Origin of the sequence: Streptomyces sp. NPDC001544, from assembly GCF_042894285.1 — a bacterium.
Taxonomy (GTDB): Bacteria; Actinomycetota; Actinomycetes; order Streptomycetales; family Streptomycetaceae; genus Streptomyces.
This window is the reverse complement of record NZ_JBIAVN010000014.1, coordinates 116,387-140,555: the sequence shown is the minus strand read 5'-3', so window position 1 is coordinate 140,555 and position 24,169 is coordinate 116,387. Positions and strand designations below refer to the sequence as shown.

Below are 24,169 nucleotides of genomic sequence, written 5' to 3'. Positions count from 1 at the left end.
TGGAAGGAACAGGAGAGTGAGCGTGCTGGACATCCCCGCGCTGGGTCCGGCCGGCCCCTACCGGACGCGGAAACGCACCACCGTGGAGGACGCCTCGGGCGTTCCCGCGCTCGAACTGGCGTCGGTCCCGGCACTGGTCGTCTCCCACTGGATCGACCAGTTACGCGCGACCGCGCCCCTGCCCGCCCCCCGGGCCGCGGCCGTGCTCGGCAAGGCGGCCGACGTCTTCGAGGACCAGGAGATCCTCGGCGACGACCTGGCGGCCCACCAGCGACGCGTGGCAGAACTGACGGGCACGCCCGTCGCCGTCGTGCGCGAGTGCGACCGGCTCATCACAGCGGCCCTGCGCGACGCGGGGCGGACGGTGTCCTCGGCGCGGCCGTCGGGCTGTCTCCCGGTCGGCACCGCCGTGGCCGACGCACCGTCGGCCGGCGCCGTCTGGTGCCGCGTCGGTGACGTCTTCGCCGTCCACGCGGCCGGCAACAGCCCAGGTGTGCACGCCATGTGGCCCGAGGCACTGGCGCTCGGCTACCGGGTCGTCGTCCGTCCCTCCAACCGGGACCCGCTGACCCCGCTCCGCCTGGTCGCCGCACTGAGGCAGGCAGGACTGCCGGCCGGACAGCTCGTCCTGGCACCGTGCGACCACGCGACGGCGCGACTGATCGTCGACCGCGCCGATCGGGCCGTCGTCTACGGCGGGCAGGCGGTCGTCGACACCTACCGCAACCGCGGTGACGTACGACCGCAGGGCCCGGGCCGCTCGAAACTGGTCGTCACCGCCGACGCTGACCGGGACACCGGGCTCGGGCTCGCCTCCGCTGGTGCCCTGTACCACGCGGGGACCGCGTGCACGGCGACCACGGGCGTACTGGTCGAGCACGATGTCACCGCGTTCGCCGAGGAGTTGGCCACCGCCCTGGCGACGGTGGCACCCGCACCGCCCGCGGACGACGCGGCCCGCCTGCCGTGCATGCCGCAGGCGGACGCGGAACTCCTGGTGGCGGCGGTGCTGGACCGCGCGAAGGACGCGGTCGTGCACCTGGCCCCCCGGGTGGAACGGCTCGGCGGCGACGGCTCGTTGTCGGCCGTGACGCCCGCGGTCGTGGAACTGGCGTCCGCTAAGGACCCGTTGCTGTCGTACGAGGTGCCCTTTCCCTGCGTGTGGGTCGCGCCCTTCGAGCGCGGCGCCCTCGACGTGCTCGACGGCTCCCTGGTGCTGGCACTGCACTCCCGGGACGCGGAACTGCACGCCCGGGCGCTGGACCTGCCCTCGGTCTCCAACGTGTACGGGAGCAGGCCGACTTCGTGGCTCCATCCCGACGTCCCCCACGACGGCTTCCTCGGGGAGTTCCTGATGCGCGCCAAGGGCCTGGCCCACGCCGACGAGAAGAGGAGTGACACGTGAAGATCAATTCCAGGAGCGGCCTCGACTTCATGGAGCGCATCCAGCAGGAGGTGACCGCGCGCCGCCGCGCCTCCCGCTCCGACGAGGCCTACTACACGTCCAAGCTGGACGAGGTCTGGCACCGGGCTCGGGGCACGTCCGCCTACGCCTCGCTCGGCGCGTTCTCGATGCGGGCATTCCGGGACCTGCCGGCCACCTCCAAGGACGACCTCAAGGCCCGGCCTCTGGACTACCTGCGGGTGCCGGTCGGCGCGGGCCTGAAGTACTACCAGACCACGGGCACGACCGGCGTGCCCACCCCCACCCCCCGCACGGACCGGGACATGATCGCCAACACCGTCTCCGTCGCCGAGGCCTGGCGCACGATGCTGGCGGACGGCGGTCACCGCGCCCTGATCCTGCTGCCCTCGGACATCGTGCCGGTGGCCGACCTCATGGTCGGCGTCTGCGAGTTCCTCGGCGTGCCCCACGCCAAGGCATACCCGTACACCACGGGGATCTCCGACTGGGACCGCATCATCCAGCTGTGGGAGGTGTTCCGGCCGACCGTGCTCTTCGTGGCGCCCGGCGTGCTGCTGGAGTTCTCCCAGGTCCTCAAGCGGCGGGGCCTGCTGGCCCGGATGCGCGAGTCCGTCGAACTGCTCATGCTGCTCGGCGAGGTCAGCACCCCCGAGCTGCGCGCGATGGCCGGCCAGTGGTGGAACGCGCGGGCCTACGACGCGAGTTACGGCAGCACGGAGAGCGGCACGCTGGCCGCCTGCTGCGCACAGGACCGCCTCCACCTGCTGCGCGGCGCCAACTACTGCGAGATCGCCGACGAGAGCGGCATCGTGCCCGCCGAAGCGGGCCGCGAGGGCCGGCTCGTCGTCACCCCGCTCAACAACGACGCCCGCCCCCTGCTGCGCCTCGACATGGGCGACGAGGTGTCCCTGTCGGGTGGCTGCCCCTGCGGTGACGACGCCCCGGTGGTGACCGTCCACGGCCGCGGCACCGACGGAACCGAGATCAAGGGCAGCCGGGTGCGCACCCGCGACCTGGAGAGCGTCGTCTACGCGAACCGCGACGTCATGGGCTACCTGATCGAGCTCGCCGAGGACGGGACGTGGGCCAGGCTGCTGCTGGAGCGGGACCCCGGAACCGACCGGGACACCGAGTCCGCGAAGAACGACCTGATCCAGCGGCGCACGGGCGAACGCCTCGGCTTCCGCTGGGACGAGGTCCGCTTCGTCAACCGGCTGCCCGCGACGACGAAGAGCGGCGGCTCCCAGAAGAGCTGGAAGCGCTCCAACTTCCGGGTCGTCTCCGAGGTGGTGCCGGTATGACGTACGACGCGCTGCGGCAGTCGTCCGGCACCGTCTCCGGGGAGTCCGACCTGTGGTGCACCTATGCGGCCGTGCGCACCCTCGCCTGGCTCGGCCGCACCGGCGATCTGCCCGCCCCCGAGACCGTCGCCTCCTTCCTGGCTTCCCGGCAGAACGCCGACGGCGGATTCGCGTGGTCGGCGGGCATGAGCTCCGACGCCTGGGCGACCTACTACTGCACGCAGGCCCTGGCCGACCTGCCCGAGGGCAGCCGCGGCACGCTCCGCGCGTCCAGCTCCGACTGGGTGCGCAGCACCGCGCACGCGGACGGCGGGTTCGCCATGACACCCGGCCAGACGTCCGACGTGTGGGCCACCTACTACGCCGTACGCACCCTGGTGGAGATCTACGGCGAGCGCCCGCCGGAGGGACTGCCCGGCTGGCTGGCGGCGCTGCAGGCCGCGGACGGCGGACTGGCCTGGAGTCCCGCCCACGCCAAGGACGGCACCTCCGACGCGCGAGCCTGCTACTACGCCGTCACCGCGTGGAGCACGGCCACGGGCGGACGCGGTCCGCTGCCGTGGGACCGTGAGCGGCTGGTGAACTGGCTTCAGGACCGGCAGAGCCCGGCCGGCGGCTTCACCTTCCAGGAGGGTGACGGGACCGACTGCCTGTGGGCGACGTTCCGGGCCGTCAGCGCCCTGAGCCGCCTCGGCGAGGCCCCGCGGGACCGCGAGGCCTGCGTCGCCTGGATCCTGGCCCGGCTGCGCCCCGGCGGGTCCTTCACCCGGTGGCCCGGCTACCCCGTGACGGACGTGTGGGCCGCGTTCTGCGCCGTCGGAGCGCTACGGGAACTCGGCGCCGCGCTCGACGGCGTCGCCGACGGGGTGGTCGGCACGCTCCTGACCTTCCGCACGGCGCACGGCGGCTTCACCTACCGCACCCCCGAACTCGCTTCCGACGTCCTCACCACCTCCGCGCACCTGCTGGCCGGCCGGCTGTCCGGCACCGCGGCCCGCCAGGCCCTGGAGTGGACCGAGAGCTGCATGCTGCCCAACGAGGACGGCATCATGTACATGCCTGGGCGGGGCAGCGAGGTTCGGTGCACCCTGTGGGCCCTGTCGGCCGGAGCCTTCGCGGACGACGCCCCGGCCCGCGCCAGGATCGCGCACTGGCTCACCGGCGCCATCCAGAACCCCGACGGCGGCTTCGGCTACTGGGAGGGCCGCGCCTCCGACATGGTGTCGACCTCCTCGGCCGCCGAGATCCTGCACCGCAGCGGCGGAACCGGCGTCACCGGCTCCCTGCGCGGTATCGCCGCCTACGTGGCCACCTGCGAGACGGCTCCCGGCCGGTACGCCAACGTGCCCGGCGGACGGCCCACGCTGCGGGCCACCCTGCAGGCCCTGCGGGCGCTGCGACGGTCGGCCGGCGCCGACGCCGAGCACGTCCGTGAGGCCCTTGCCCGGCACCGGGTGCGCGGCGGCGGATACGCGGACGTGGACAACCGGGTCCCGGACCTGCTGAGCACCTACGAAGCCGTGCTGACGGCGGACACGTTCGGCATCGAGTGGGACGCCGGCCACCTGACGCGCTTCCTGGACAGCGTGCGCACGGCGGACTCCGGGTTCGCCTGGACCCCCCTCATGCCGACGAGCGGCGGCCCGCTCGCCGACTGCCTGGGACGGCGCCTGGAACTGCGCCTGGCACCGGAACGGCACCCCCTGCCGCCGCTGGCCCTCTCGTGAAAGGCACACGGCCTTGCCGACCGTCGAAGTGACCAGCAATCCGCTGACCCCCTCCACCCGTCTGAGGGCCGCGCTGCGCCTCACCCGGTTCATGGCAGCACGCGGTTCGGACCCCGCCCACGTCGTGGTCTCCTTCCGAACCGCCGAACCCATGGCGTACTTCGCCGGCGGCATGCCGCTGACGACGTACGAGGACGACGCCGGCCCCGAGCGGACAGCCCGCTGGGCGTCCGTCGTGTGCCACATCCACCGCGACCGCGACCACGACTACCGGGCCCGACTCGCCGACGAGATCGCGCAGGCGCTCGGCGTCGACCCGGACGGCGCCCATCTGACGGTCCACTTCCGTCCCACACGGCCCGACCACGTCTTCTACCTGCACGAAGGCTCCATGACCAGCGCCGGCCCGGCACCGGCCGGCCGCGACCAGCAGAAAGGACTCCAGCATGCCCGCCCCTGACCAGACCGACATCCAGGCCCGCGTCCGCACCCTCCTCGAGAAGCGGTTCGGCGAGGCCGCCCGCGCGCTGCCCGCGGACGCGGACCTGTCCGGCGCACTGCCGGGCTTCGACAGCCTGGCGGCCCTGGAGTACGTCACCGCCGTGGAAGGCGAGTTCGGCATCGAGGTCGACTTCGTGGGCGACGACGTCCGCTACTGGTTCAGCACCCTCGAACGGACCGCCGCGTACGTCCGCGAGTGCGCGGAGGACCAGGCGGCATGACACAGCCGGCGACCCGTACCGAGGGATGGCGGGCCGGGCCCGACGAGGTGCCCTTCGACACGTCCGGCAGCACCGGAGCCGCGCGCCGCTGGTTCCGGCTGCCCCGGCAGATGGAGCGCGAGGTGGAGCTGATCGGCACCCAACTCGTCGGGCCGGTCGACCAGGTGATCACCTACGCCCCGCCGCAGCACCTCTTCGGCGCTCTGTTCGGCCAGTGGCTGCCCCGTATGGCAGGCGTCCCCGTCCACCGGGCGTGGACCGATCCCCTGGCGCCCTTGTCGGTCCCCTCCGGCGCACGGGTCCTGATCGTCTGCGTCCCGATGGCCTGGAACCTGCTGCACCGCGGCCGGTCGGCACTGGAGCGCGCCCGCTCGGTCGTCGCCCTGCACAGCGCGGCGGCACCGCCGCCGGCCGCCCACCGGCTTGTCCGCTGGGCAGGCCCCCTGCTGCGGGCCTGGGAACTCCTCGGATCGACCGAGACCGGAGGCATCGCCCACCGGCCGGTCGCCCCCGAGGGAAGCGGCGCGGCCCCCTGGCAGGCGCTGCCCGACGTGACCCTGATGCGTGACCGGGGCGCACCGATGGGACACACGCAGGAACTGGTCGTGCGCAGCCCGCGGCTGGCCCGGCCGGAGGGCGGGACCCGCCCTCCCGCCCGCTGGGCCACCGGAGACCTGGTCGAGTTCACCGGCGACCGGTCCTTCCGGCTCGTCGGCCGCAGCAGCTCCTTGATCAAGGTGAACGGCGTCAAGGTCCATCTGACGCGCGTGGAGGAGCAGTTGAGGGCCCGCCTGCCGCACGCGGACTGCGTCGCGTTGCCACTCACCGGTGACCCGCTCGCCGGGGAGGGTTACGTCATCTTCTGGTCCGGCCGGCGCAGCGGAGTGGACGAGGCGGACATCCGGGCCGCGCTGCGGGACTTCCCCGGTCCGTCACGGCTCGTGGACCTCGCGGCCGTACCGAGGACCGCCAGCGGGAAACCGGACCGGGCCGCCCTGCTCGCGACGCTCCCGTCCTGTTCGCAATCCCTGACCTGACCCTGATCCACCTCGACCACACCTCATAGGAGGGTTCACTCTGTCCAGGCTGATCGTGGTGACCGGCGCGAGCGCCGGCATCGGCAAGGCGACGGCGAAGCGATTCGCCGAGAACGACGACAAGGTGCTCCTGATCGCCCGGCAGGAGAAGCGGCTCACCCGGACGGTGCAGGAGATCGAGGCGGACGTGCCGGGAGCCGACGTCGAGCCGCTCGCGCTCGACATGGCCGACCCCGGCTCGGCGGACATCCTGCGCGACCACGTCACCGCGACGGGACTGCCCGTGGGCGGCCTGCTGTGCTGCGCGGGCGCGGTGCCGCCTTCGCCGGGCACGGACGCCGGCGACGTGGAACCGGTCCTGACGGAGTGGCGTGACGCGTACCGCTCGAACGTCCTGACAGCCGTCCTCGCCGTGGAGTCACTGGTCCCCCTGATGGCCGACGGCGGCGCCATCGTCCTCTACAGCTCCGTCGCCGCCTACCGTGGATCGGGCGGGACGGGCGGGTACGGCGCCGCCAAGGCCGCCCTCCACTCCTACGTCCACCTCCTGGCGACGCGCCTGGGCCCACGGGACATCAACGTCAACGCCATCGCACCGGGCTACGTGGCCGGCACCGACCTCTTCGGCGACGGCCTCCCCGCGGCCCGCGAGGCGAAGCTGGTCCGCCAGACCGCCCTGGGCCGCGCGGGCGATCCCGTCGACATCGCGGAACTCGGCTTCTACCTCTGCGGGCAGCCCGGCGGCTACATCACCTCGCAGATCGTCCAGATCAACGGCGGTGCGCACCACGGCGTCTGACGGCTGCGACGCCCCGGCCCGCCACCGCCTCCCGACCCCCGACCGACCGACCGAGAAAGCACGGTGACCCACCATGAACGCGCGCGAACAGGCCGACGCGCACGTCCGCGCCATGATGCGCTGGCACTTCGACCCGGCGACGGGCTCCCGGTACTGGCTGCAACGCCGCGACCGGCTGGGTTTCGACCCCGTCCAGGACGTGCGCTGCGTCGACGACCTGCTGAAGTTCCCCAACCTCGTGGACGACCTCCGCGACGTCCCGATCGAGGACCTGATCCCGCGCGGACTGGACGCGACCGAGAAGGTGTTCGCCGTGTACGAGAGCGGCGGCACCACGGGCGCGCCCAAGCGCTTCATGATGTTCGAGGGCTGGTTCGACCGGTACATGGAGTGGGAGAACTCCCACTACCCGGACGACGGAACGGGGCACACTCTGGCCGTCGCACCCAGCGGCCCCCACATGCTCGGCGAGTACTCCCGGCGGATCGCACAGGCCAGGGGCGGTGTCCGGTTCTCCATCGACCTGGACCCGCGCTGGGTGAAACGCCTCATGGCCGCCGGAGACACCGCCGGCGCCGCCGCCTACGTCGAACACCTCGTCGACCAGGCCGAACTGGTCCTGAGCTCCCAGGACATCGCCTTCCTGATCACCACGCCCCCGGTGCTCGCCCGTATGGCCGAACGGCCCGCGGTCCGCGCCCTGATCCAGGAGAAGGTGCGCCTGGTGATCTGGACCGGAGCGCACATGGACCCCGACACCCTGGACTACCTGTCCACGGAGTTCTTCCCCAAGGTGCGGTTCAGGGGGTCGTACGGCAGCACCTCCGTGCTCAGCGGAACGGTCCAGCGGCCCGACCCGGAGGGCACGGGTGAGACGGTGTTCGACTCGTACGCCCCCTACGTCCTGTACCGGGTCGTGGACCCCGACACCGGCACACCGGTCCCCTACGGATCGGAAGGAGCCGTGGTGATGAACTACCTCACCGAGTACGGCCTGGTGCCCAACAGTCTGGAACGCGACCTGGCCACGCGGGTCCCCAGCCCGACGGGCGCCGGGGACTCCTTGCGGGACATCCACCCCGTCGCCGAGGTGGACGGCCAGAAGATGATCGAGGGCGTCTACTAGGGACGCCTCCCCGACTCCGGAGAGGAAAAGTACCGATGGCGCACGTGCCCACGGTCCGGCACCTCGAGATCGACGGAACGGGCCTGTCGCCCCGCGCGGTCGCCGCCGTCGCGCGCGGTGACGACGGCAGGACACGCGTGCAGCTCAGCGAAGTCGCCGTCAAGCGGATGCACGCCTCTGTCGGCCTCAAGGAGACGCTGCTCGCCCAGGAAATCCCCATCTACGCCGTGACCACGGGGTTCGGGGACAGTTGCGTTCGGCAGATCTCGCCGGACAAGGCCCACGAGCTCCAGCGCAACCTGGTGCTCTACCACCTCAACGGCGTGGGGCCGGCCGCCGTCCCGGCCGTCGCCCGGGCGGCGATGCTCATCAGGGCCAACGCGCTGGCCAGGGGAGTCTCGGCGATCCGGCCGGAGGCGGTGTCCACGCTCCTGGACTGCCTGCAACGGGACATCCTGCCCCTGATCCCGGAACGCGGCTCGGTCGGCGCCAGCGGCGACCTCGTACCGCTGTGCTACCTGGCCGCGGCATTGATCGGCGAAGGACAGGTACGGCACCGCGGCACCGTACGTCCGGCGCTCGACGCCCTGCGCGACGAAGGAATCGAGCCGCTGCGGCTCGCGCCCAAGGAGGGCATCGCGCTGGTCAACGGGACCGCCTTCGCCACCGCCTACGCCGTCCTGGCCGCCGCGGACGCCCGGGAGCTGGCCTTCACCGCCGAACTCGCGACCGCCATGACACTGGAAGCGCTGCACGGCAACGCGTCCGCGCTGCACCCTTTCATCCACGAGAACAAACCCCATCCCGGCCAGGTCCGGGCCGCCGCGACCGTCCGCACCCTGCTGTCCGGATCGCGGCTCGCCACGTCCTTCGACGACATCCTCATGCGCCGCCGCCCGCTGGCCGGGCGCAGCTACGTCCAGCTCAACGAGCGCATTCAGGACAAGTACTCGGTGCGCTGCGCACCGCAGATCATCGGGATCGCCCACGACACGCTCGACTGGGCGGAGGACTGGCTCGACACCGAGATCAACTCCGCCAGCGACAACCCGCTCTTCGACGTCGAGGAGTCGGGCCTCCACCTCGGCGGCAACTTCTACGCGGGCCACGTCGGCCAGGCCATGGACAGCCTGAAGACCGCGGTGGCCAATCTCGCCAACCTGCTCGACCGTCAACTGGCACTCGTGGTGGACGAGAAGTTCAACGAAGGACTCCCGCCCAACCTCGTCCTCGCGCGCCGTGCCGACGATCCCGAAGCGGGCCTGCACCACGGGTTCAAGGGCATGCAGATAGCGGCCTCGGCCGTCACCGCCGAGGCCCTCAAACAGACGGGGCCGGTGTCGGTGTTCTCGCGCTCGACCGAGTCACACAATCAGGACATCGTCAGCATGGGCACGATCTCGGCGCGTGACGCGCGCACCGTCAACGGCCTGGTGCGCGAGGTGGCGGCCATCCACCTGCTCGCCCTGGCGCAGGCGATCGAACTGCGGGGCGTCGAGCAGGCGTCACCGGCCGTTCGGGCGGTGCACGCGCTGATCAGGGAGCACAGCGCCTTCGTCTCCCACGACCGCCGGCTGGACGAGGACATCGCGGCGGTGAGCCGCCTGATCGAGACGGGGGCCCTGCGGCGCGCCGCAGGGTTCGCCGACCACGACCTGGTACGAGACGACCCGAGCACCGCGTCGGGCGGTGCGTGACCTAGGAGTGTGTGTCACATGACCAAGCGCAAGTTCGCCCTCTTCGGCGCCGTCGGCACCGCCGTGCTGGCCCTGGGAGCGTCCTGTGTGCTCACCGTTCCCGCACAGGCCACCTCCCGCAGGACCATCGACCTCGCCATAGGCAACGACGGCGTCGTGCAGACCGATGTGGGCACTCACGGGCTGAGCGTCGGAGACGAGTTCGTCTACGCCGACAAGCTGTTCCGCGACGGCAAGCAGGTCGGCGAGGACGGCAGCTCCTGCCAGGTGACCAAGCTGGACGGCGCGAAGATCACCACGAACTGCGTGCTGTCCGTGCGGCTGCCGGACGGACAGCTCACCGCGCAGTCCCTGTGGACCAAGGGCAGCGACACGGTACGGATGGCCGTCACCGGCGGCACCGGCACCTACCGCGGCGCCACCGGCGAACTGACCTGCAACGACATCCAGACCCCGCACGAGACCTACCACATCGTGCTCGACAGGTGAGCGTCATTTCGGCGCCGCCGGCGTCATCGCCCGGGCCGTTCGGAGTACGCCGCTTCCCTGGGGCTGGCCATGTCCAGCAGCAGCATGGCGTCGTGGTCCGGGGTGCCGGGCATCGCCTGATAGGTGACGAGACGCTGACCGTCCGTACGCAAGATCGCCATCACCTCGAAGTGCAGGCACATCGACCCGACCTCCGGATGACGGAAATGCTTCTCTCCGCCGCCTCGCGCCTGGACGTCGTACCGTTCCCACAGACGGGCGAACTCCGGGCTCTTGACGACCAGTTCCCCCACCAGCTGGGACAGCTCCGGCATGTCCGGATCGGCACCCGCCATCGCACGCAGGTGCGCGGCGCTGTGGGCCGCCATCTGCTCCCAGTCGCGGTACAGCTTGCGCCCCATGGGATGCAGGAACATGTAGCGGGTGATGTTGCGGTGCTCCGGGGGCCAGTCCGTGATGCCGGGGAAGAGGCGCAGCCCCGGCCGGTTGGCGGCCAGCAGACCGTTGACGCGGCTCACGACGTACGCCGGTGCCGGGCGCAGCGTCTCCAGCAGCACGCGCACCGACTCCCGCACGGTGTGCGCCGGATCGGGGGACGGTGCCGGAGCCTGTCCCGCGGCGAGCGCCACCAGTTCGTGCAGCCGTTGCAGCGCGTCACCGGACAGCCGCAGCGCCTGGCCGAGCGCGGTGACGACGGCCGGCGACGGTCGTGTCTCACGGCCACGCTCCAGTCGCGTGTAGTAGTCGACGCTGACTCCGGCCAGCGTCGCCAGCTCCTCGCGGCGCAGTCCCGGAGTGCGGCGGATACCGGTGCCGGCCGGCAGTCCCACGTCCTCCGGCCGGACCTGGCCCCGCCGAGCGCGCAGAAAGCGTCCCAACTCCGTGCCTTCACTCATCCACCCATTGTCCCAAAAGGTCCCGCCCGGAGGGGGGCCCTGTCACAGCCAGGAACACCGTTCCCCCGCACGGCCCGGTCTGCCGAGGGCCGCACACGCCGGGAAGGCTGGGGGGACCTGGTCTTTTCCGTCCTTTGTCGTCCGGCGCCGACCCCCTGCCCCGGCAGGGGCGGCGCAGTGAGGAGCAGTGCACGATGAGCTTGACGCGATCCGGGGAAGGCACCGGACCGACCACCGGCGAGCGGGGCCGAAACGGCCCGGATACGACCGGTTCCACCACCGCGGCCCTCGTCGCCGCCGTCCTCGGCTTCTTCGTGATCACACTGGACGTCTCCGGCGTCAATGTGGCGCTGCCCGCCGTGGGAGACGACCTCGGCGGCTCCCTGTCGGGCCTCCAGTGGGTCGCCGACAGCTACACCCTCATGTTCGCGGCGCTGATGCTCTCCGCGGGCGCGCTGTCGGACGCCGTCGGTGCGCGCCGCGCGTACGGCTGGGGGCTCGCCGTCTTCACCCTCGCCTCGCTGGCCTGCGGGGTGGCGCCGACCCTCGGCGCGCTGACGGCGGCGCGCGTGGTGCAGGGAAGCGCGGCCGCCGTGATGGTGCCCACCTCGCTGGCGCTGATCCGCCAGGCGTACCCCGACGCGCAGGCGCGGGCGCGCGGGATCGCCCTGTGGACGGTGGGCGGCGCGGTCGCCATCGCGGCGGGACCCCTCCTGGGCGGCCTGCTCACCACGGAGTGGAGCTGGCGTGCGGTGTTCTTCCTCAATGTGCCCGCTGGGCTCGCCGGCTTCCTGATCCTGCTGCGGGCCGCTCCCTCCCCGCGTCACCCCGCCGTGTTCGACCCGCCGGGTCAGCTCACGGCGGTCGTGACGCTGGCCGCGCTGACCTTCGCCGTGATCGAGGGCGGTCACGACGGGCTCACCGGCACCGTCCTGGCCGCGGCCGGGATCGCGGTGCTGGCCGGGGCGGGCTTCGTGGCGGTCGAGGCACGGCGGCGCACCCCCATGCTGCCGCTGGAGCTGTTCCGCCGGCGTGGCGTCAGCGTGCCCGTCGTCGCGGGTTTCGCCTGCAACGCCGCCTTCTACGGCGGGGTGTTCGTGCTGAGCCTGTTCTTCCAGGAGCAGCGGGGGCAGTCGGCTTTCTCGGCCGGGCTGATGTTCGTGCCGATGGCCGTGATCACCGCCCACTTCAACTACTTCTCCCCGCGGGCCGTCGCCCGGTACGGCCCGCGCGCGGTGATCGTCGCGGGGCTGCTGGTCGGCACGGCCGGCTGCTGCGGCCTGGCCGCCGTCGGCGCCGGCACACCGTGGTGGCTGATCGCCCTGCCCATGGTGCCTCTGGGCATCGGCGGCTCGCTCGCCATGCCGGCGCTGACCTCCCTGATGCTCGACAACGTCGCGGCCGAACGGGCCGGTACGGCGGCGGCACTGCTCAACACCAGCCGCCAGACCGGCGGAGCGCTCAGCATCGCCGTCTTCGGCGCGCTCCTCGCCGGGGACTTCATGCCCGGCATGCGCGAAAGCCTGCTGCTGGCCGCCGCTCTGCTGGCGGGCAACGCGCTCGGCGCGGCCCTGCTGCTGCCGCGTCGGTGAGCAAACGGCGGCGCGAGCGCTGCGAGCAAGCACACGGCGGTGCGCCCGCAGCGAGCACGCGGTCGCACCGCCGTTCAGGTGACGTCCGGTGCCGCCGAGGTGACCTCGTCGGTAGGACCGGGGCGGCGAACTCCCGGCGCACGGGCCGGTGGGCCTGAGCCAGGTGTCTCGCCGCGAGGCCGCCCGGCGGTGTGCGGCCTTGCTGCACGGTGAGGGCGACGGTGCCTGCCGACCGCAGGGCGGTCAGCGGATCGCGATGTCGGCGAGGTAGGAACGCACGTTACGGCGGGTCTCGGTGACGCTGTCGCCGCCGAACTTCTCCGCCACCGCGTCCGCCAGTACCAGCGCCACCATCGCCTCCGCGACGATCCCGGCGGCCGGGACCGCGGAGACGTCGGAACGCTGGTGATGGGCCTGGGTGGCCTCACCGGTGGTCACGTCCACCGTCTGCAGCGCCCGCGGCACCGTCGTGATCGGCTTCATCGCCGCCCGCACGTCAGCGCCGCGTTGCGGGCCAGCGCGGCCAGCTCCTCCGGATCCACCGGGTCGGCCGCCATGACCTTCTCCCACTTCGGCCACTCGGTGTTGCGCACCATGATCGCGACCGGGGAACCCAGGGTCAGCCCGTGCCGGACACCACCCAGGAAGGTGACCTCGTCCTGCTCGAACTTCATGCGCGCACCGCGGCCATGGCCGAGCCGTCGCCGCGCCAGGTGATCCGCCACCATCTGCGTGGTGATCGGCACGCCGGCGGGAAGGCCCTCCAGCGTCGCGACAAGTGCGGGACCGTGGGACTCACCCGCGGTCAGCCAACGCAGCCTGCTCAACGATGCTCCTTCGTCGTGTCGGTCGTAACGGTGCCGAACGCGTGCACACCGTCGCCGTGGAACAGGACGCGAAGCTCCTCGGGGGCGGCACTGCGTACGGAGTCGTGGGTACGGTCGCGGAGTCGGCCGGCACGGGTGCGGCGCCGCTGGTCACGCTGCTGCGGCCGTGCAACGGGCCGTGTCACCGACGCGCGCTCCCGCGCGAGAGGCGGCTCCGTGACGCACCGCCGCTCATGGTAGTGCCACCCCGTCCGGGGCCCCGGTGTGCAGCAAACTGCACCACAGCTTGCTGCACTCCGCGGTGATGGCGGACGGTCCGTCCCGGCGGGCAAGCTGCTTGTCGTGCGTTCCCGCGGCGTCACCGGCTCGGCCGGGGCGTTCCGACACTGACCCGGGGCTGCCCGTAGCCCCTTCCAGCCGAGGGAAACAGGATCACCATGCCCACCGCCACCGCTCTCTGCCTGCCCGCCAAAGGAGCACCGTTCACGCTGACCGCTGTCGAACGGCGCCCGTTACGCCCCGACGACGTCCGGATCGACATCGCGTTCTGCGGTGTCTGCCACACCGATGTCCACTTCGGCCACGACGACTGGGGCGGCACGCTCTTCCCCCTCGTGCCCGGACACGAGATCACCGGAGTCGTGTCGGAGGTCGGCGATGAGGTCACCGCCTTCGCACCGGGGGACCGGGTGGGGGTGGGCTGCATGGTCGGATCCTGCGGCAAGTGCCGCCCGTGCGTGTCCGGCGAGGAGCAGTACTGCGTCGAGGGATTCGTCGCGACGTACTCGGCCCGCGACCTCGACGGTTCGGTGACGCAGGGCGGCTACAGCCGCTCCATCGTGGTCGCGGACCGTTTCGTCCTGGCGGTCCCCGACGGGCTCCCACTGGACAGCGCGGCGCCGCTGCTGTGCGCGGGCGTCACCGTCTACTCACCTCTGCGCCGACTGCGGACGGGGCCGGGCACGAGGGTCGGCGTCCTCGGCATGGGCGGCCTCGGGCACCTCGGCGTGAAGATCGCCGCGGTCATGGGTGCCGAGGTCACGGTGCTGGGCCGGTCGCCCGAGAAGAAGGACGACGCCCTGGCGTTCGGTGCCGCGCGGTTCGTGGACACGCGGGACAGCGGCCAAGTCGCGGCCCTCCGGGGTTGTTTCGACGTGCTCCTCAACACGGTGCCGGCCTCCCTCGACCTGGATGTCTGGCTCGGACTGCTGGGCCTCGGGGGTACGCTCGTCAACGTCGGAGCCCCCGCCGATCCGGTCGCCTCGTACAACACGTTCTCGCTGCTGAGCGCGCGCCGCGGCATCGTCGGCTCCTCGACAGGCGGCATCCGCGAGACGCAGGAGATGCTCGACTTCTGCGCCCGGCACGGCATCGCGGCCGAGATCGAGCGGATCGCGGCGGCCCAGGTCGCCGACGCCTGGGAGAATTTGTCCCGGGCCCGTTACCGGTACGTCATCGACATCGCCACACTCGGCGCACCCTGACCCCGCAGCGCCCGCAGCGCCGGTGGGGCCCGTAGCGTCTGCTGCCCTCGCGGGGCCCCATCACGCTCGCTGTCCTCGCGGCCCCGACGAGGCGGCAGCGTCTTCGCAACACCGGGCCTCTTCAGGGTGGTTCGCCGGGCACCGGCACCTGCCGTGGTCGAATCCGCGCCGGGGCACGCTTCATCGGCGCCGGCGCTCCAGCCGGGTCGGCCTCGCGCGTCCCGCTCCCCGGGGCCGGTGCCCTCATCACCCTTCGCCTCGTCACCGGGGCCGCGTCCCCGTCCGGTCCGGCCCAACCACGCCCGGCCCTTCTCCGGCCCGGCTCCGGTCCCGCTCCGCACACAGCAGTAAACGGAGGCATATCGCATGTCAGTCCAGCGCGTTCCCGTCCTTGTCGTCGGTGGTGCCTACACCGGGCTCACCACTGCCCTGAGCCTTGCCGCACGCGGTGTGCGCCCGCTCCTCGTGGAGCGGCGTCCGGGTGGCTCCACGCTGCCGAAGGCGTGGGGCCTGAACACCCGTTCGCAGGAATTGCTGCACACCCTGCCCGGTGTGCGCCGTCGTCTCGAGGCGGCCGTGGGGGACGCTCAGTGGCCCCGCATCAGCCATGGGGCGTGCCTGGCCGATCCCGAACGCCGCTTCCTGGACCCGGAGGGGCAGCCCGACCCGCGGGAGCTGTCCTCGGTGCCGCCGCTCGCCTGGATCTCGCAGGCCCGGGTCGAGGCCATCCTGCGGGCCTGCGCCCAGGAGGCGGGCGCGGAACTGCGCCACGGTACCGAGATGGTCGCCGTCGCCCAGGACGACGAGAAGGTCACCGCGACGCTCCGCGACGCGGCCACGGGCCGCAGGTACACGGTCGAGGCGGACTATCTGGTGGCGGCCGACGGCAACACGAGCCAGCTGCGGGACATGCTCGGCATCGCCGTCGAAGGCGGCGGGACGATCGGCCACATGTACATCATCACCTTCGAGGCCGACCTGACGCGGTACGTGGAGAAGGGCGCGGTCGAGGTCATCGGGATGCCCGGCAGTGGCTCCAGTTTCATCCTGGACGGCTCGGAGCGGCACACCCTGTGGGTCGACTACTTCCCCGAACGCGGGGAGAGCCCGGAAGACTTCACGGAGGAGCGTTGCCTGGAGCGGATCCGGCGCGCCATCGGTGACCCCGACATCGACGTCACTTTCGTCAACGCCCGCTTCTTCCCGATCAATCACAAATTGGCCGAACGGTTCCGCGACGGCCGGGTGTTCCTGGCCGGCGACGCCGCGCACGCCTGCCCGCCCAACGGGGGGCAGGGCGGCAACCTAGCCATCCAGGACGCCTACGACCTGTCCTGGCGGCTGGCCCTGGTGCTCACCGGGCAGGCGGGACCCGTCCTGCTGGACACGTACGAGACCGAGCGCCGCCCCCAAGTCACCATCACCCTGGAGCGCGAGGTCGAACTGGCGAAGATCTCCGAGGGCCGCGTGCCCGCGAGTTACAACCCGGCCGATCCCCAGGCACCCATCCCGATGCCGAAGGAGTTCCTGGGATTCCGGTACCACTCTTCAGCGGTCCACACTGAGGCCGGTGACGACGGCAGTCTTCAGGAGGACCCGTGGCATCCCACCGGGCGTCCCGGCGGCCGGGCCCCGCACGTCGTCCTGACCGATGGCATACGGGAGTTGTCCACGCACGACCTGTTCGGCCGCGGATTCGTGCTGCTGGCCGGTCATGAAGGCGGCGACTGGGTCGTCGCCGCGGAGAAGGCCGCCGGCACGCTCGGGGTCAACCTGGACGCCTACCGGATCGGCGAGCACCTCGCCGATCGCGACGGCACCTGGTGCGACCGCTACGGGGTCGGGCCGACGGGTGCGGTGCTGGTCCGTCCCGACGCCGTGGTGGCGTGGCGTGCTCCGCAGGCGGCGGGTGACCCGGAGGGCGAGCTGACGGCAGTACTCCGGGCGATACTCGCGCGCTGACCGGAGCCGGGAGGTGGGCTGATCGGCCCGGAGGAGTGGCGCCCCGGCAGCCGCCGGGGCCCGCGCACAGGACCGCAGGGTTGTTCTCCGTGGCCGCCGAGCCCGAGCGCTGACGAAGTGGCCTCCGCCGCGCGTCCGTTCGGTGCGCGAGCCGACGAGCCGGGTGCCAGTCGGCGCGCCGTGTGCGCGTCGGCAGACCGCCGCCCGCCGCCGCCCGCCGCCGCCCGCCGCCGTCCGCCGCCGGGAAAGCGCCGGGGACGTGAGCAGGCCCGCGGGCGAACGGCCTTCCGGCCTGGCGCGGACGGTGTGGTCCGCGCCAGGCCGGAAGGCCGTCACTCGATATCTGCAACCCCCGCGGGAGCCGCCCGCTCGCTCAGTTCACCCGGGCGGTGATGGGTTCCGCCTCGTCCGAGCCGGCCAGGAGCATCTGGTCGCGCACCATCCAGCCGGCCTGGAACCGGCTCTCCGCCCCCAGTTCACCGAACAGCTCGGCGATGTACTTCCGGCACGTCCGCACCCCGATGCCCAGGCGCCTGGCCACCACCTCGTCCTTGTAGCCGGCGGCCAGCAGCCGGACGATCGCCGTCTTCGTCTCCTGGGTCAGGCACTCCGGAATCCGGTTGTTGCCGCCCGTCCGCTCGAAGGCGGCACTGCTCGCCCAGGCGCTCATCACCATGTGCACCATGAATCCCACCAGTGCCTTGTGCTGGATCATGTGCGCCCTGTCCGTGTCCCCGTCGTCGAAGAGGAAGGCCACGGAACGGTCGAACACCAGCAGCGGCGGCAGGGACGCGGCGGTGGTGCGCACCTCGCCCCCCGACGCGAAGATCCGCTCGGTGCAGTCGCGCACCTCCGCGTCGTAGCGCGACAGGTGGGGGAGGAGCACCCGCACACTGACCGTCGACGCCATCGCCTCACCGTCCCGGCACACCACGTCCCGGGCGGGAGCGACGGTTCCACGGCCCAGTGGCTGCACCGCCAAAAGCTCCTCGGCGCAGCGCCCCGCAGCGACCGCGAGGGCGTCGCGTATGTCGGGCGCGCCCTCGATGGTGACCACAGGGGTGACGCCTTCGCCCTCTTCCTCGCTGCACAGGCCGCTGAGCGTGTCGAGCTGTGCGCGCAGTCCCTCCAGCTGGGCCTGCCAGGCGTCGATGACACCCGAAAGGGGCTTGGCGTACTGGAGTTTGACCATGTCCGGGTGGACTGCGGTCCAGTCGCTGCGGTCCTTCTCACGGGACCGTGCCAGCTTCATCCGGCTCAGCCGGGACAGCACGCGCTCGGTCTGGCCCGCGCCCCATCCCAGGCTGCTCGCCACTCTCTCGGGCCGGGCCCCGCCGCTGGTGATCAGGAACCGATAGGCAGCCAGTTCCTCGTCTCCCATGCGCGGAACGATCCGGTCGACGTCCATGTCTCCCCCTCACCTGCTGCGGCAACGGTGGAAAAAGCATAAACACGAGACTACTTATGAACGCAAGTACATCTTTTAATCCGCCACCTTGGCGGCAGAATGCACCGAATATCCGCATTATGCGGTGCTCGACGTGGGTTTACAGGGCGAGCTTGAGGGCATCCCGGGCCATTAATGGCCTGGAGTGTATTTTTTCGTTCCCGCCCTGACGGACCGTCTGACGCGCCTGGAAAGGTTGGAGTCACACATGCGTACTGAGCTGTCGACGCCGACGCCCCTCGCGATCGTCGGCATGGGATGCCGGTTACCGGGCATCGAGACCACCGACGAACTGTGGGACGTCCTGACGGCCAACGCCGACACCGTGACCCCGGTCCCACACGACCGTTTCGACGTCGAGCGCTGCCACGACGCCACTCCCATGACCCCCGGACGGACCGTCTCCCGGCACGGCGGCTTCCTCACCGACCCCTTCGGGTTCGACGCGGCGTTCTTCGGCGTCTCGCCCGCCGAGGCGCGCGTCATGGACCCGCAGCAGCGGCTCCTGCTGCATGTCGTGTGGGAAGCCCTCGAATCGGCCGGGATACGCCCCTCCCGCCTAGCGGGCAGCCGGGGCGGCGTGTTCGTCGGGCAGGCGACCTCCGAGTACGCGGACACAGCGCCCCGCACCGACGAACCCGACGTGCATGGCATGGTCGGCAGCCGGCTGCGCGCCGTCACGGCCGGCCGGGTCTCCTACGCCCTCGACCTGCGCGGACCGAGCGTCGTCCTGGACACCGCCTGCTCCTCCTCGCTGGTTGCCGTGCACGCCGCACGGCAGAGTCTGCTCACCGGCGAGAGCGACCTGTGCATCGCCGCCGGCGTCAACCTCATCCTGTCCCCGCACGACTCCATCGCCTATTCCCAGGGAGGCATGCTCTCGCCCGCGGGCCGGTGCCGGTTCGGCGACGCCCGCGCCGACGGTTTCGTCCGCAGCGAGGGCGTCGGCGCGGTGGTGCTCAAGCGGCTCGACGACGCGCTGCGGGACGGCGACCCCGTGCACGCGCTCCTGCTCGGCAGCGCGGTCACCAACGACGGCACCGGCAGCGGACTGCTGCTCCGTCCCTCCGTCGAGGGCCAGGCCGACATGCTGCGCGAAGCCTGCGCCAGCGCGGGCGTCAAGCCGTCGGAACTCGACTACGTCGAAGCCCACGGCACCGGAACCCACGTCGGCGACGAGGTCGAACTCAGGGCGCTCGCCGAAGCGGTGGGGCAGGGAGCGAGCGGGAGGCCGTTGCTGACCGGATCGGTCAAGACCAATATCGGACACGCCGAAGCCGCAGCCGGCATCGCCGGACTGATCAAGTCGGTGCTGATCCTCCGTCACGGGGTCATCCCGGCATCGCTGCACCTGGACGAACCGCACCCCCTGCTCGCCCAGGACGGCTTGCCGGTGCGTGTGGTGACCCGCAACCAGCCGCTGACCCCATCCGGTCCCCGCGCCCTGCTCGGTGTCAGCAGCTTCGGCCTGTCCGGGACCAACGCCCACGTGGTCGTCGGCGCCCACACTCCCGAGTCCGGCGCGGGCGCTCCCGCTTCCAGCGCCCACGTCCGCGCACCCGGAGTCCGCCCGTCCGTCGGCGTTGCCGAACCGGCCGACGCCACCGAGGCGATCGGCGACACCGCCACCAGCGCGACCCTCGGCGACACTGCCGGCACCGCCACCGCCGGTGACACCGCCGCACTCACCGGAACCCACCTCCTGGTCCTCAGCGCGCGAACGGCAGGTTCCCTGCGCCGCCTTGCCGCGGACTACGCGGACTACCTCGGCCCCGGCGGGGCCGGGCGCAGGCACCGGCTGCGCGACATCTGCGCCGCCGCGGCCCTGGGCCGTGACACGCACCGTCACCGCCTGTGGGTCGTGGGGGAGGACCACGACGCCCTGTCGCGGCGGCTGCGGGTCCTGGCCGACGGCGAGAACATCCCGGACGGAGGGACGGCGGACCCGGGCCCGGCGGGCGACCGGCCGACCGTGTTCGTCTTCTCCGGGCAGGGCGCGCAATGGGCGGGCATGGGCCGGGCACTGTACCGTTCCTCACCGTCTTTCCGGTCGGCGCTGGAGGCGTGCGACCGGGCCGTACGCGAGGAACTCGGCTGGTCGGTCGTGGACCGACTGACGTCCGGCGCCGAACTGCCCACGGACGTCGACGTCGTCCAACCCCTCCTGTGGGCCGTGCAGGTGGCCCTCGCCGCCGCCTGGCGTGAACGCGGCGTGCAGCCGCACCGGTGCATGGGACACAGCATGGGAGAGGTCGCGGCCGCGCACGTCGCGGGCGGCCTGTCGCTCGAGGACGCGGCGGCGGTGATCTGCCGGCGCAGCCGGCTGATGCAGCGCAGGGCCGGTCGGGGCGCCATGCTCGTCGTCGAGCTCCCGGCAGACCGGGCCCGCAGGCGCGCCCAGCCCTACGGCGACGCGGTGTCCGTGGCTGCCGAGAACGCTCCCACCGTCACCGTGCTCGCGGGGGACGCCGCCGCCCTCACCGCGCTGCGCACCGAACTGGAACGGGACGGCGTCCTGTGCCGCCCGGTGCCGGTCAACGTGGCCTCCCACTCGCCGCAGATGGACGCGGTGTGCGAGGACCTGTCACGGGAACTGGCCAGCATCTCCTCCGTGCCCGGGGAGACCCGCATGGTGTCCACCGTGGACGGCCACGAGGGCGAGGCCCCGCGGCTGACCGCCGGCTACTGGGCCGACAACCTGCGCCGCCCCGTGCGGTTCGCCGACACCCTGCGCAAGACGGCCCACGAGACGAACGCCGTCTTCCTGGAGGTCGGCCCCCACCCGGTCCTCCTCGCCGCCATGGACGACACTCTCACCGCGGCGGGCGCCGAGGCCTCCGCGGTGGCCTCGCTGCACCGCGCGTGCGACGAACCCACCGAACTCGCCCGGGCGGCCGGACGGCTCTTCGCCCATGGCGGGTACGTGGACTGGCGGCGGTGGTACGGCGACGGCCCGCGGCACGTGCTGTCCCTCCCCACCTACGCGTGGGACGCCGTGCAGTACCGGCAGGAACCGGCCGGCCCCGTGACGTCCCCCCGCCACGACGCCCTCCCTGTACGGCAGATCGACCTCGGGGCATGGGGCGCGACCGCCGACTGGGGCGACGGCGTGGCCGTCCACGGTGTCGCGGCCGTGCCGCCCGTCGCCTACCTGGCGGCGATGGTGGAAACGGCACATCAGGCCGATCCCGGCGCGCCGCTGGAACTGCGGGACGTACACCTCGGCGACGAGTGCCTGCCTCTCGACGCCGCCGGTGACACGAGGCTGCACGTCGTCCTGGATGACGACGCACAGGGAGGCCACGCAGCCCGCTCCGTGACCGTGCGGGCCTCGGTGCGGCACGCCGCGAGCCCTGTGCTGTGCGCCTCGGGACGGGTGGTCAGGGCGGGGGCGGACGACGGCGGTCACCTGGCCCCCGACGCCCTCGACACCGCGCTCGCCCGGTGCCGGGACTACGTGGGAGCGCGGGACTTCCTGCTGCTGGCACAACGTCACGGACACGACATCGCCGAGCCGTTCCGGGGGACGCGGCACCTGTGGCGGCGCGACGGCGAAGCTGTGGCCCGCGTGCGGCCGGCGAAGCTCCTCCCGCACGTCGGCTGGGAGACGGGGCTGCAGACGATCCTGGCGGCGCGACCCGGAGCCCTGTCCGGCCAGGACGACGCCGCCCACGTGCCGGTGTCCTTCGGCGCGGTCCGCTTCCACGGGGAACTGGAACCCGAGTTCTGGAGCCTGAGCACCGTGCGGTCGGCGGACGGCGGCGCCTTGCTCCTGGCCGACGTCGTACTGATCGCTCCGGACCACCGCGTTCTGGCACGGTTCTCGGACATCCGTCTGCGGCGCCTTACGCCCACGCCCCCCGCGTCCCTCCCCCTGGCACAGGTGCGCACGCTCCTGCTCCCCGCGGCCCGCCCGCTGGCCCACGTGCGCTCTCTCGTGCCGGCCGTCACCCGGCGGTGCGCGACACCGCTCACCCGTCTGGCCGGGAAGGTGACGGCGGCGTTCAACAGCGCTGAGAGCGCGGCGCGCGCCGCTGGTCAGGGATCGGCGGGCGTACGCACCGCCCCGGACGAGGCGGCGCCCCGCTTCTCCGCGCCCTCCTCCGGCCGTACCCGTCGGGAGGGGGCCGCGCAGGCGCTCGTCGCACACTCGGCGGCCCTGCTGGGCCTGCGGGCATCGGACATAGACGAGCGGCTGTCTCTTCGCGACCTCGGACTCGACTCGCTCATGGCCACCCGGCTCCGGCTGCACCTGCAGCGCAGCCACGGCGCGGAGATCACCGCCGGACGCCTCCTGAGCGCCGAGAGCATTGCCGACCTGTGCGCGGACCTGACCCGGCAGGAGGCGCAACCGTAGCCCGCACGACACGCATCACCGTGCGACGTCCGATCCCGGCCGAACCGGGAACAACCGACGCCCGACCGTTGCCCTACGACGGCGGAGCAATAAAAATGAACCGTGGTATAAAAAAAGTTCGCCACACGATGCTGCCCGGAGGGTGCCGACCGGACGTCGCTTCCCCCCCATCCGGGCATGCCGTCCGGACTCGATGAGTCGGATGGAACCAGGCACGAACAGGAGGGACGGAATGGACTCGCGCGCGACAACGACGCCGCCGCCGGTCGGCCGCCGGGAACGCAACAAGCAACGGGTCAGGGAACGTCTCTTCCTGTCCGCGGTCGAACTCTTCGTGGAGAAGGGGTACGACCACACCTCCATCGACGAGATCGCGGAACGCGCCGACGTCGCGCGCGGCACCTTCTTCAACTACTTCCAGCGCAAGGAAGACATCATCACCGCCTGGGGGGAGAGGAGGCGAGCCGCGCTGGTGACCGGACTCGACGAGGACTCCGTGCTGACGCCCGACTCGGTGGCGCGGCTCCAGCAGTGCATGGCGGTGCTGGCCCGCATCAACCAGGAGGAACCGCAGCTCACCACCGCCATGCTCACCGCCTGGGTCAAGGCGGGCCGGCCAATACTGGAAGAGCCCTACGTCGCCGAGGTGTTCGCCAGGATCGTCGACAGCGGCGTACGCCAAGGAGAGCTGAACCCGGGGGTGTCGCCCATCGTCGTCGGCAACGTCCTGCGCGACGTCTATCTGGGCGCCCTCTACCGCTGGGCCAACCGCTCCTCGGAGACGACCGGATCACTGGCGGGAGAACTCCAGCAGATCCTGCGACTCCTCCTCGACGGGATGACCGGCACGACCAAGTCCTGACACCCCTCGCCTCCGGCGCCGCACCGCCGGGGGGCATGGTCGGTCCTCTCGCAGTAGTGGAAGGCCTGGGGTCGCTGACCACGCCGGCGACCGCGAGCCGAGTCCCCACTATGTGCAGGGCACATACCGAACGTCGCTGTGCGCCGTGCCGCTGCCGAGCAGCCCGAGCTCACGAGGGTTCCGTAGGTGAAGGTACGGAAGGCACGGCCCGGGTCACCGGCGTGGTTGATGCAGGTTGCAGATGCCGTCGACGACCGCAGGGGTGGCGCACACGGCGTCTGGCGCGCGGTTCCGATCGTGTACAATCTGCTCGACGTGTTGCTGCAGTACTCGAGGTCCGCCTCGCTGGTGCAGGCCACGGGCCCGCCTGAACAGGTACTGATGCCTCCGGTACCTGTCATCCGGGAACCGCTGTGGA

17 protein-coding genes and 1 pseudogene are annotated in these 24,169 nt (G+C 72.0%); 15 read left to right on the top strand and 3 right to left on the bottom strand.

Annotated features, from left to right (window positions below; all coding sequences use genetic code 11):
• Positions 1 to 16 precede the first annotated feature (16 nt).
• From ACFY0F_RS29525 to ACFY0F_RS29480, 10 genes are all read left to right on the top strand, one after another.
• Positions 17 to 1,405 (top strand): aldehyde dehydrogenase family protein, encoded by a 1,389-nt coding sequence (locus ACFY0F_RS29525; protein WP_388800733.1) that lies wholly within the window; start codon positions 17 to 19, stop codon positions 1,403 to 1,405.
• Positions 1,402 to 2,727 carry a phenylacetate--CoA ligase family protein gene (locus ACFY0F_RS29520; RefSeq protein WP_388800730.1) on the top strand — a complete coding sequence of 442 codons (1,326 nt, stop codon included), beginning with the start codon at positions 1,402 to 1,404 and terminating at the stop codon, positions 2,725 to 2,727. The genes ACFY0F_RS29525 and ACFY0F_RS29520 overlap by 4 nt, the downstream gene beginning before the upstream one ends.
• Entirely contained in the window at positions 2,724 to 4,454 is a 1,731-nt protein-coding gene (locus ACFY0F_RS29515) for a prenyltransferase/squalene oxidase repeat-containing protein (protein ID WP_388800727.1), read from the top strand. The genes ACFY0F_RS29520 and ACFY0F_RS29515 overlap by 4 nt, the downstream gene beginning before the upstream one ends.
• A 13-nt stretch (positions 4,455 to 4,467) precedes the next feature.
• On the top strand, positions 4,468 to 4,914 hold the full coding sequence (locus ACFY0F_RS29510; protein ID WP_388800724.1) for a hypothetical protein: 447 nt from the start codon (positions 4,468 to 4,470) through the stop codon (positions 4,912 to 4,914).
• Entirely contained in the window at positions 4,901 to 5,176 is a 276-nt protein-coding gene (locus ACFY0F_RS29505) for an acyl carrier protein (protein WP_388800721.1), read from the top strand. Before ACFY0F_RS29510 ends, ACFY0F_RS29505 begins: the two co-directional genes overlap by 14 nt.
• Positions 5,173 to 6,213, top strand: coding sequence for an acyl-CoA synthetase (locus ACFY0F_RS29500; RefSeq protein ID WP_388800718.1), 1,041 nt, complete (start codon positions 5,173 to 5,175; stop codon positions 6,211 to 6,213). Before ACFY0F_RS29505 ends, ACFY0F_RS29500 begins: the two co-directional genes overlap by 4 nt.
• A gap of 58 nt (positions 6,214 to 6,271) precedes the next feature.
• Positions 6,272 to 7,012 carry an SDR family NAD(P)-dependent oxidoreductase gene (locus ACFY0F_RS29495; protein ID WP_388800716.1) on the top strand — a complete coding sequence of 247 codons (741 nt, stop codon included), beginning with the start codon at positions 6,272 to 6,274 and terminating at the stop codon, positions 7,010 to 7,012.
• Positions 7,013 to 7,085: 73 nt separating this feature from the next.
• Entirely contained in the window at positions 7,086 to 8,138 is a 1,053-nt protein-coding gene (locus ACFY0F_RS29490; protein WP_388800713.1) for an AMP-binding protein, read from the top strand.
• 35 nt (positions 8,139 to 8,173) lie between these two features.
• The gene (locus ACFY0F_RS29485) at positions 8,174 to 9,835 is read left to right on the top strand and encodes an aromatic amino acid lyase (protein WP_388800710.1); all 1,662 of its coding nucleotides are present in this window, start codon (positions 8,174 to 8,176) and stop codon (positions 9,833 to 9,835) included.
• Positions 9,836 to 9,853: 18 nt separating this feature from the next.
• Complete coding sequence (locus ACFY0F_RS29480) at positions 9,854 to 10,324, top strand: hypothetical protein (protein ID WP_388800707.1); 471 nt, start codon at positions 9,854 to 9,856, stop codon at positions 10,322 to 10,324.
• A 23-nt stretch (positions 10,325 to 10,347) separates the two neighbouring features.
• On the opposite strand, the gene ACFY0F_RS29475 is transcribed toward ACFY0F_RS29480, so the two are convergent.
• Positions 10,348 to 11,220, bottom strand: coding sequence for a helix-turn-helix transcriptional regulator (locus ACFY0F_RS29475; RefSeq protein ID WP_388800704.1), 873 nt, complete (start codon positions 11,218 to 11,220; stop codon positions 10,348 to 10,350).
• Positions 11,221 to 11,414: 194 nt separating this feature from the next.
• On the opposite strand from ACFY0F_RS29475, the gene ACFY0F_RS29470 reads away from it, so the two are divergent.
• Positions 11,415 to 12,812 carry an MFS transporter gene (locus ACFY0F_RS29470; RefSeq protein WP_388800701.1) on the top strand — a complete coding sequence of 466 codons (1,398 nt, stop codon included), beginning with the start codon at positions 11,415 to 11,417 and terminating at the stop codon, positions 12,810 to 12,812.
• A gap of 243 nt (positions 12,813 to 13,055) precedes the next feature.
• Here the strand turns inward: ACFY0F_RS29470 and ACFY0F_RS29465 are convergent.
• Positions 13,056 to 13,639, bottom strand: a pseudogene (locus tag ACFY0F_RS29465) (chorismate synthase).
• 437 nt (positions 13,640 to 14,076) lie between these two features.
• Between ACFY0F_RS29465 and ACFY0F_RS29460 the strand changes: the two are divergent.
• Positions 14,077 to 15,123 carry an NAD(P)-dependent alcohol dehydrogenase gene (locus tag ACFY0F_RS29460; RefSeq protein WP_388800698.1) on the top strand — a complete coding sequence of 349 codons (1,047 nt, stop codon included), beginning with the start codon at positions 14,077 to 14,079 and terminating at the stop codon, positions 15,121 to 15,123.
• Positions 15,124 to 15,489: 366 nt separating this feature from the next.
• Positions 15,490 to 17,085, top strand: a complete 1,596-nt coding sequence (locus tag ACFY0F_RS29455) for an FAD-dependent monooxygenase (RefSeq protein WP_388800696.1) — start codon at positions 15,490 to 15,492, stop codon at positions 17,083 to 17,085.
• 373 nt (positions 17,086 to 17,458) lie between these two features.
• Here the strand turns inward: ACFY0F_RS29455 and ACFY0F_RS29450 are convergent, their stop codons facing one another.
• Positions 17,459 to 18,493 (bottom strand): hypothetical protein, encoded by a 1,035-nt coding sequence (locus ACFY0F_RS29450; RefSeq protein ID WP_388800694.1) that lies wholly within the window; start codon positions 18,491 to 18,493, stop codon positions 17,459 to 17,461.
• 247 nt (positions 18,494 to 18,740) lie between these two features.
• On the opposite strand from ACFY0F_RS29450, the gene ACFY0F_RS29445 reads away from it, so the two are divergent.
• Both ACFY0F_RS29445 and ACFY0F_RS29440 read left to right on the top strand, forming a co-directional pair.
• Positions 18,741 to 22,889: a type I polyketide synthase gene (locus tag ACFY0F_RS29445; protein WP_388800692.1), complete on the top strand. Its 4,149-nt coding sequence runs from the start codon at positions 18,741 to 18,743 to the stop codon at positions 22,887 to 22,889.
• 232 nt (positions 22,890 to 23,121) lie between these two features.
• A complete protein-coding gene (locus ACFY0F_RS29440; RefSeq protein ID WP_388800691.1) occupies positions 23,122 to 23,751 on the top strand; it encodes a TetR/AcrR family transcriptional regulator in 630 nt (209 codons plus the stop codon).
• Positions 23,752 to 24,169: the final 418 nt, after the last annotated feature.

Excerpts from the sequence above, each read along its gene's own strand:
- ACFY0F_RS29515 (WP_388800727.1), top strand. The coding sequence starts at position 2,724 with ATGACGTACGACGCGCTGCGGCAGTCGTCCGGCACCGTCTCCGGGGAG.
- ACFY0F_RS29505 (WP_388800721.1), top strand. The coding sequence starts at position 4,901 with ATGCCCGCCCCTGACCAGACCGACATCCAGGCCCGCGTCCGCACCCTC.
- ACFY0F_RS29500 (WP_388800718.1), top strand. The coding sequence starts at position 5,173 with ATGACACAGCCGGCGACCCGTACCGAGGGATGGCGGGCCGGGCCCGAC.
- ACFY0F_RS29490 (WP_388800713.1), top strand. The coding sequence starts at position 7,086 with ATGAACGCGCGCGAACAGGCCGACGCGCACGTCCGCGCCATGATGCGC.
- ACFY0F_RS29485 (WP_388800710.1), top strand. The coding sequence starts at position 8,174 with ATGGCGCACGTGCCCACGGTCCGGCACCTCGAGATCGACGGAACGGGC.
- ACFY0F_RS29480 (WP_388800707.1), top strand. The coding sequence starts at position 9,854 with ATGACCAAGCGCAAGTTCGCCCTCTTCGGCGCCGTCGGCACCGCCGTG.
- ACFY0F_RS29475 (WP_388800704.1), bottom strand. The coding sequence starts at position 11,220 with ATGAGTGAAGGCACGGAGTTGGGACGCTTTCTGCGCGCTCGGCGGGGC.
- ACFY0F_RS29470 (WP_388800701.1), top strand. The coding sequence starts at position 11,415 with ATGAGCTTGACGCGATCCGGGGAAGGCACCGGACCGACCACCGGCGAG.
- ACFY0F_RS29460 (WP_388800698.1), top strand. The coding sequence starts at position 14,077 with ATGCCCACCGCCACCGCTCTCTGCCTGCCCGCCAAAGGAGCACCGTTC.
- ACFY0F_RS29455 (WP_388800696.1), top strand. The coding sequence starts at position 15,490 with ATGTCAGTCCAGCGCGTTCCCGTCCTTGTCGTCGGTGGTGCCTACACC.
- ACFY0F_RS29450 (WP_388800694.1), bottom strand. The coding sequence starts at position 18,493 with ATGGACGTCGACCGGATCGTTCCGCGCATGGGAGACGAGGAACTGGCT.
- ACFY0F_RS29445 (WP_388800692.1), top strand. The coding sequence starts at position 18,741 with ATGCGTACTGAGCTGTCGACGCCGACGCCCCTCGCGATCGTCGGCATG.
- ACFY0F_RS29440 (WP_388800691.1), top strand. The coding sequence starts at position 23,122 with ATGGACTCGCGCGCGACAACGACGCCGCCGCCGGTCGGCCGCCGGGAA.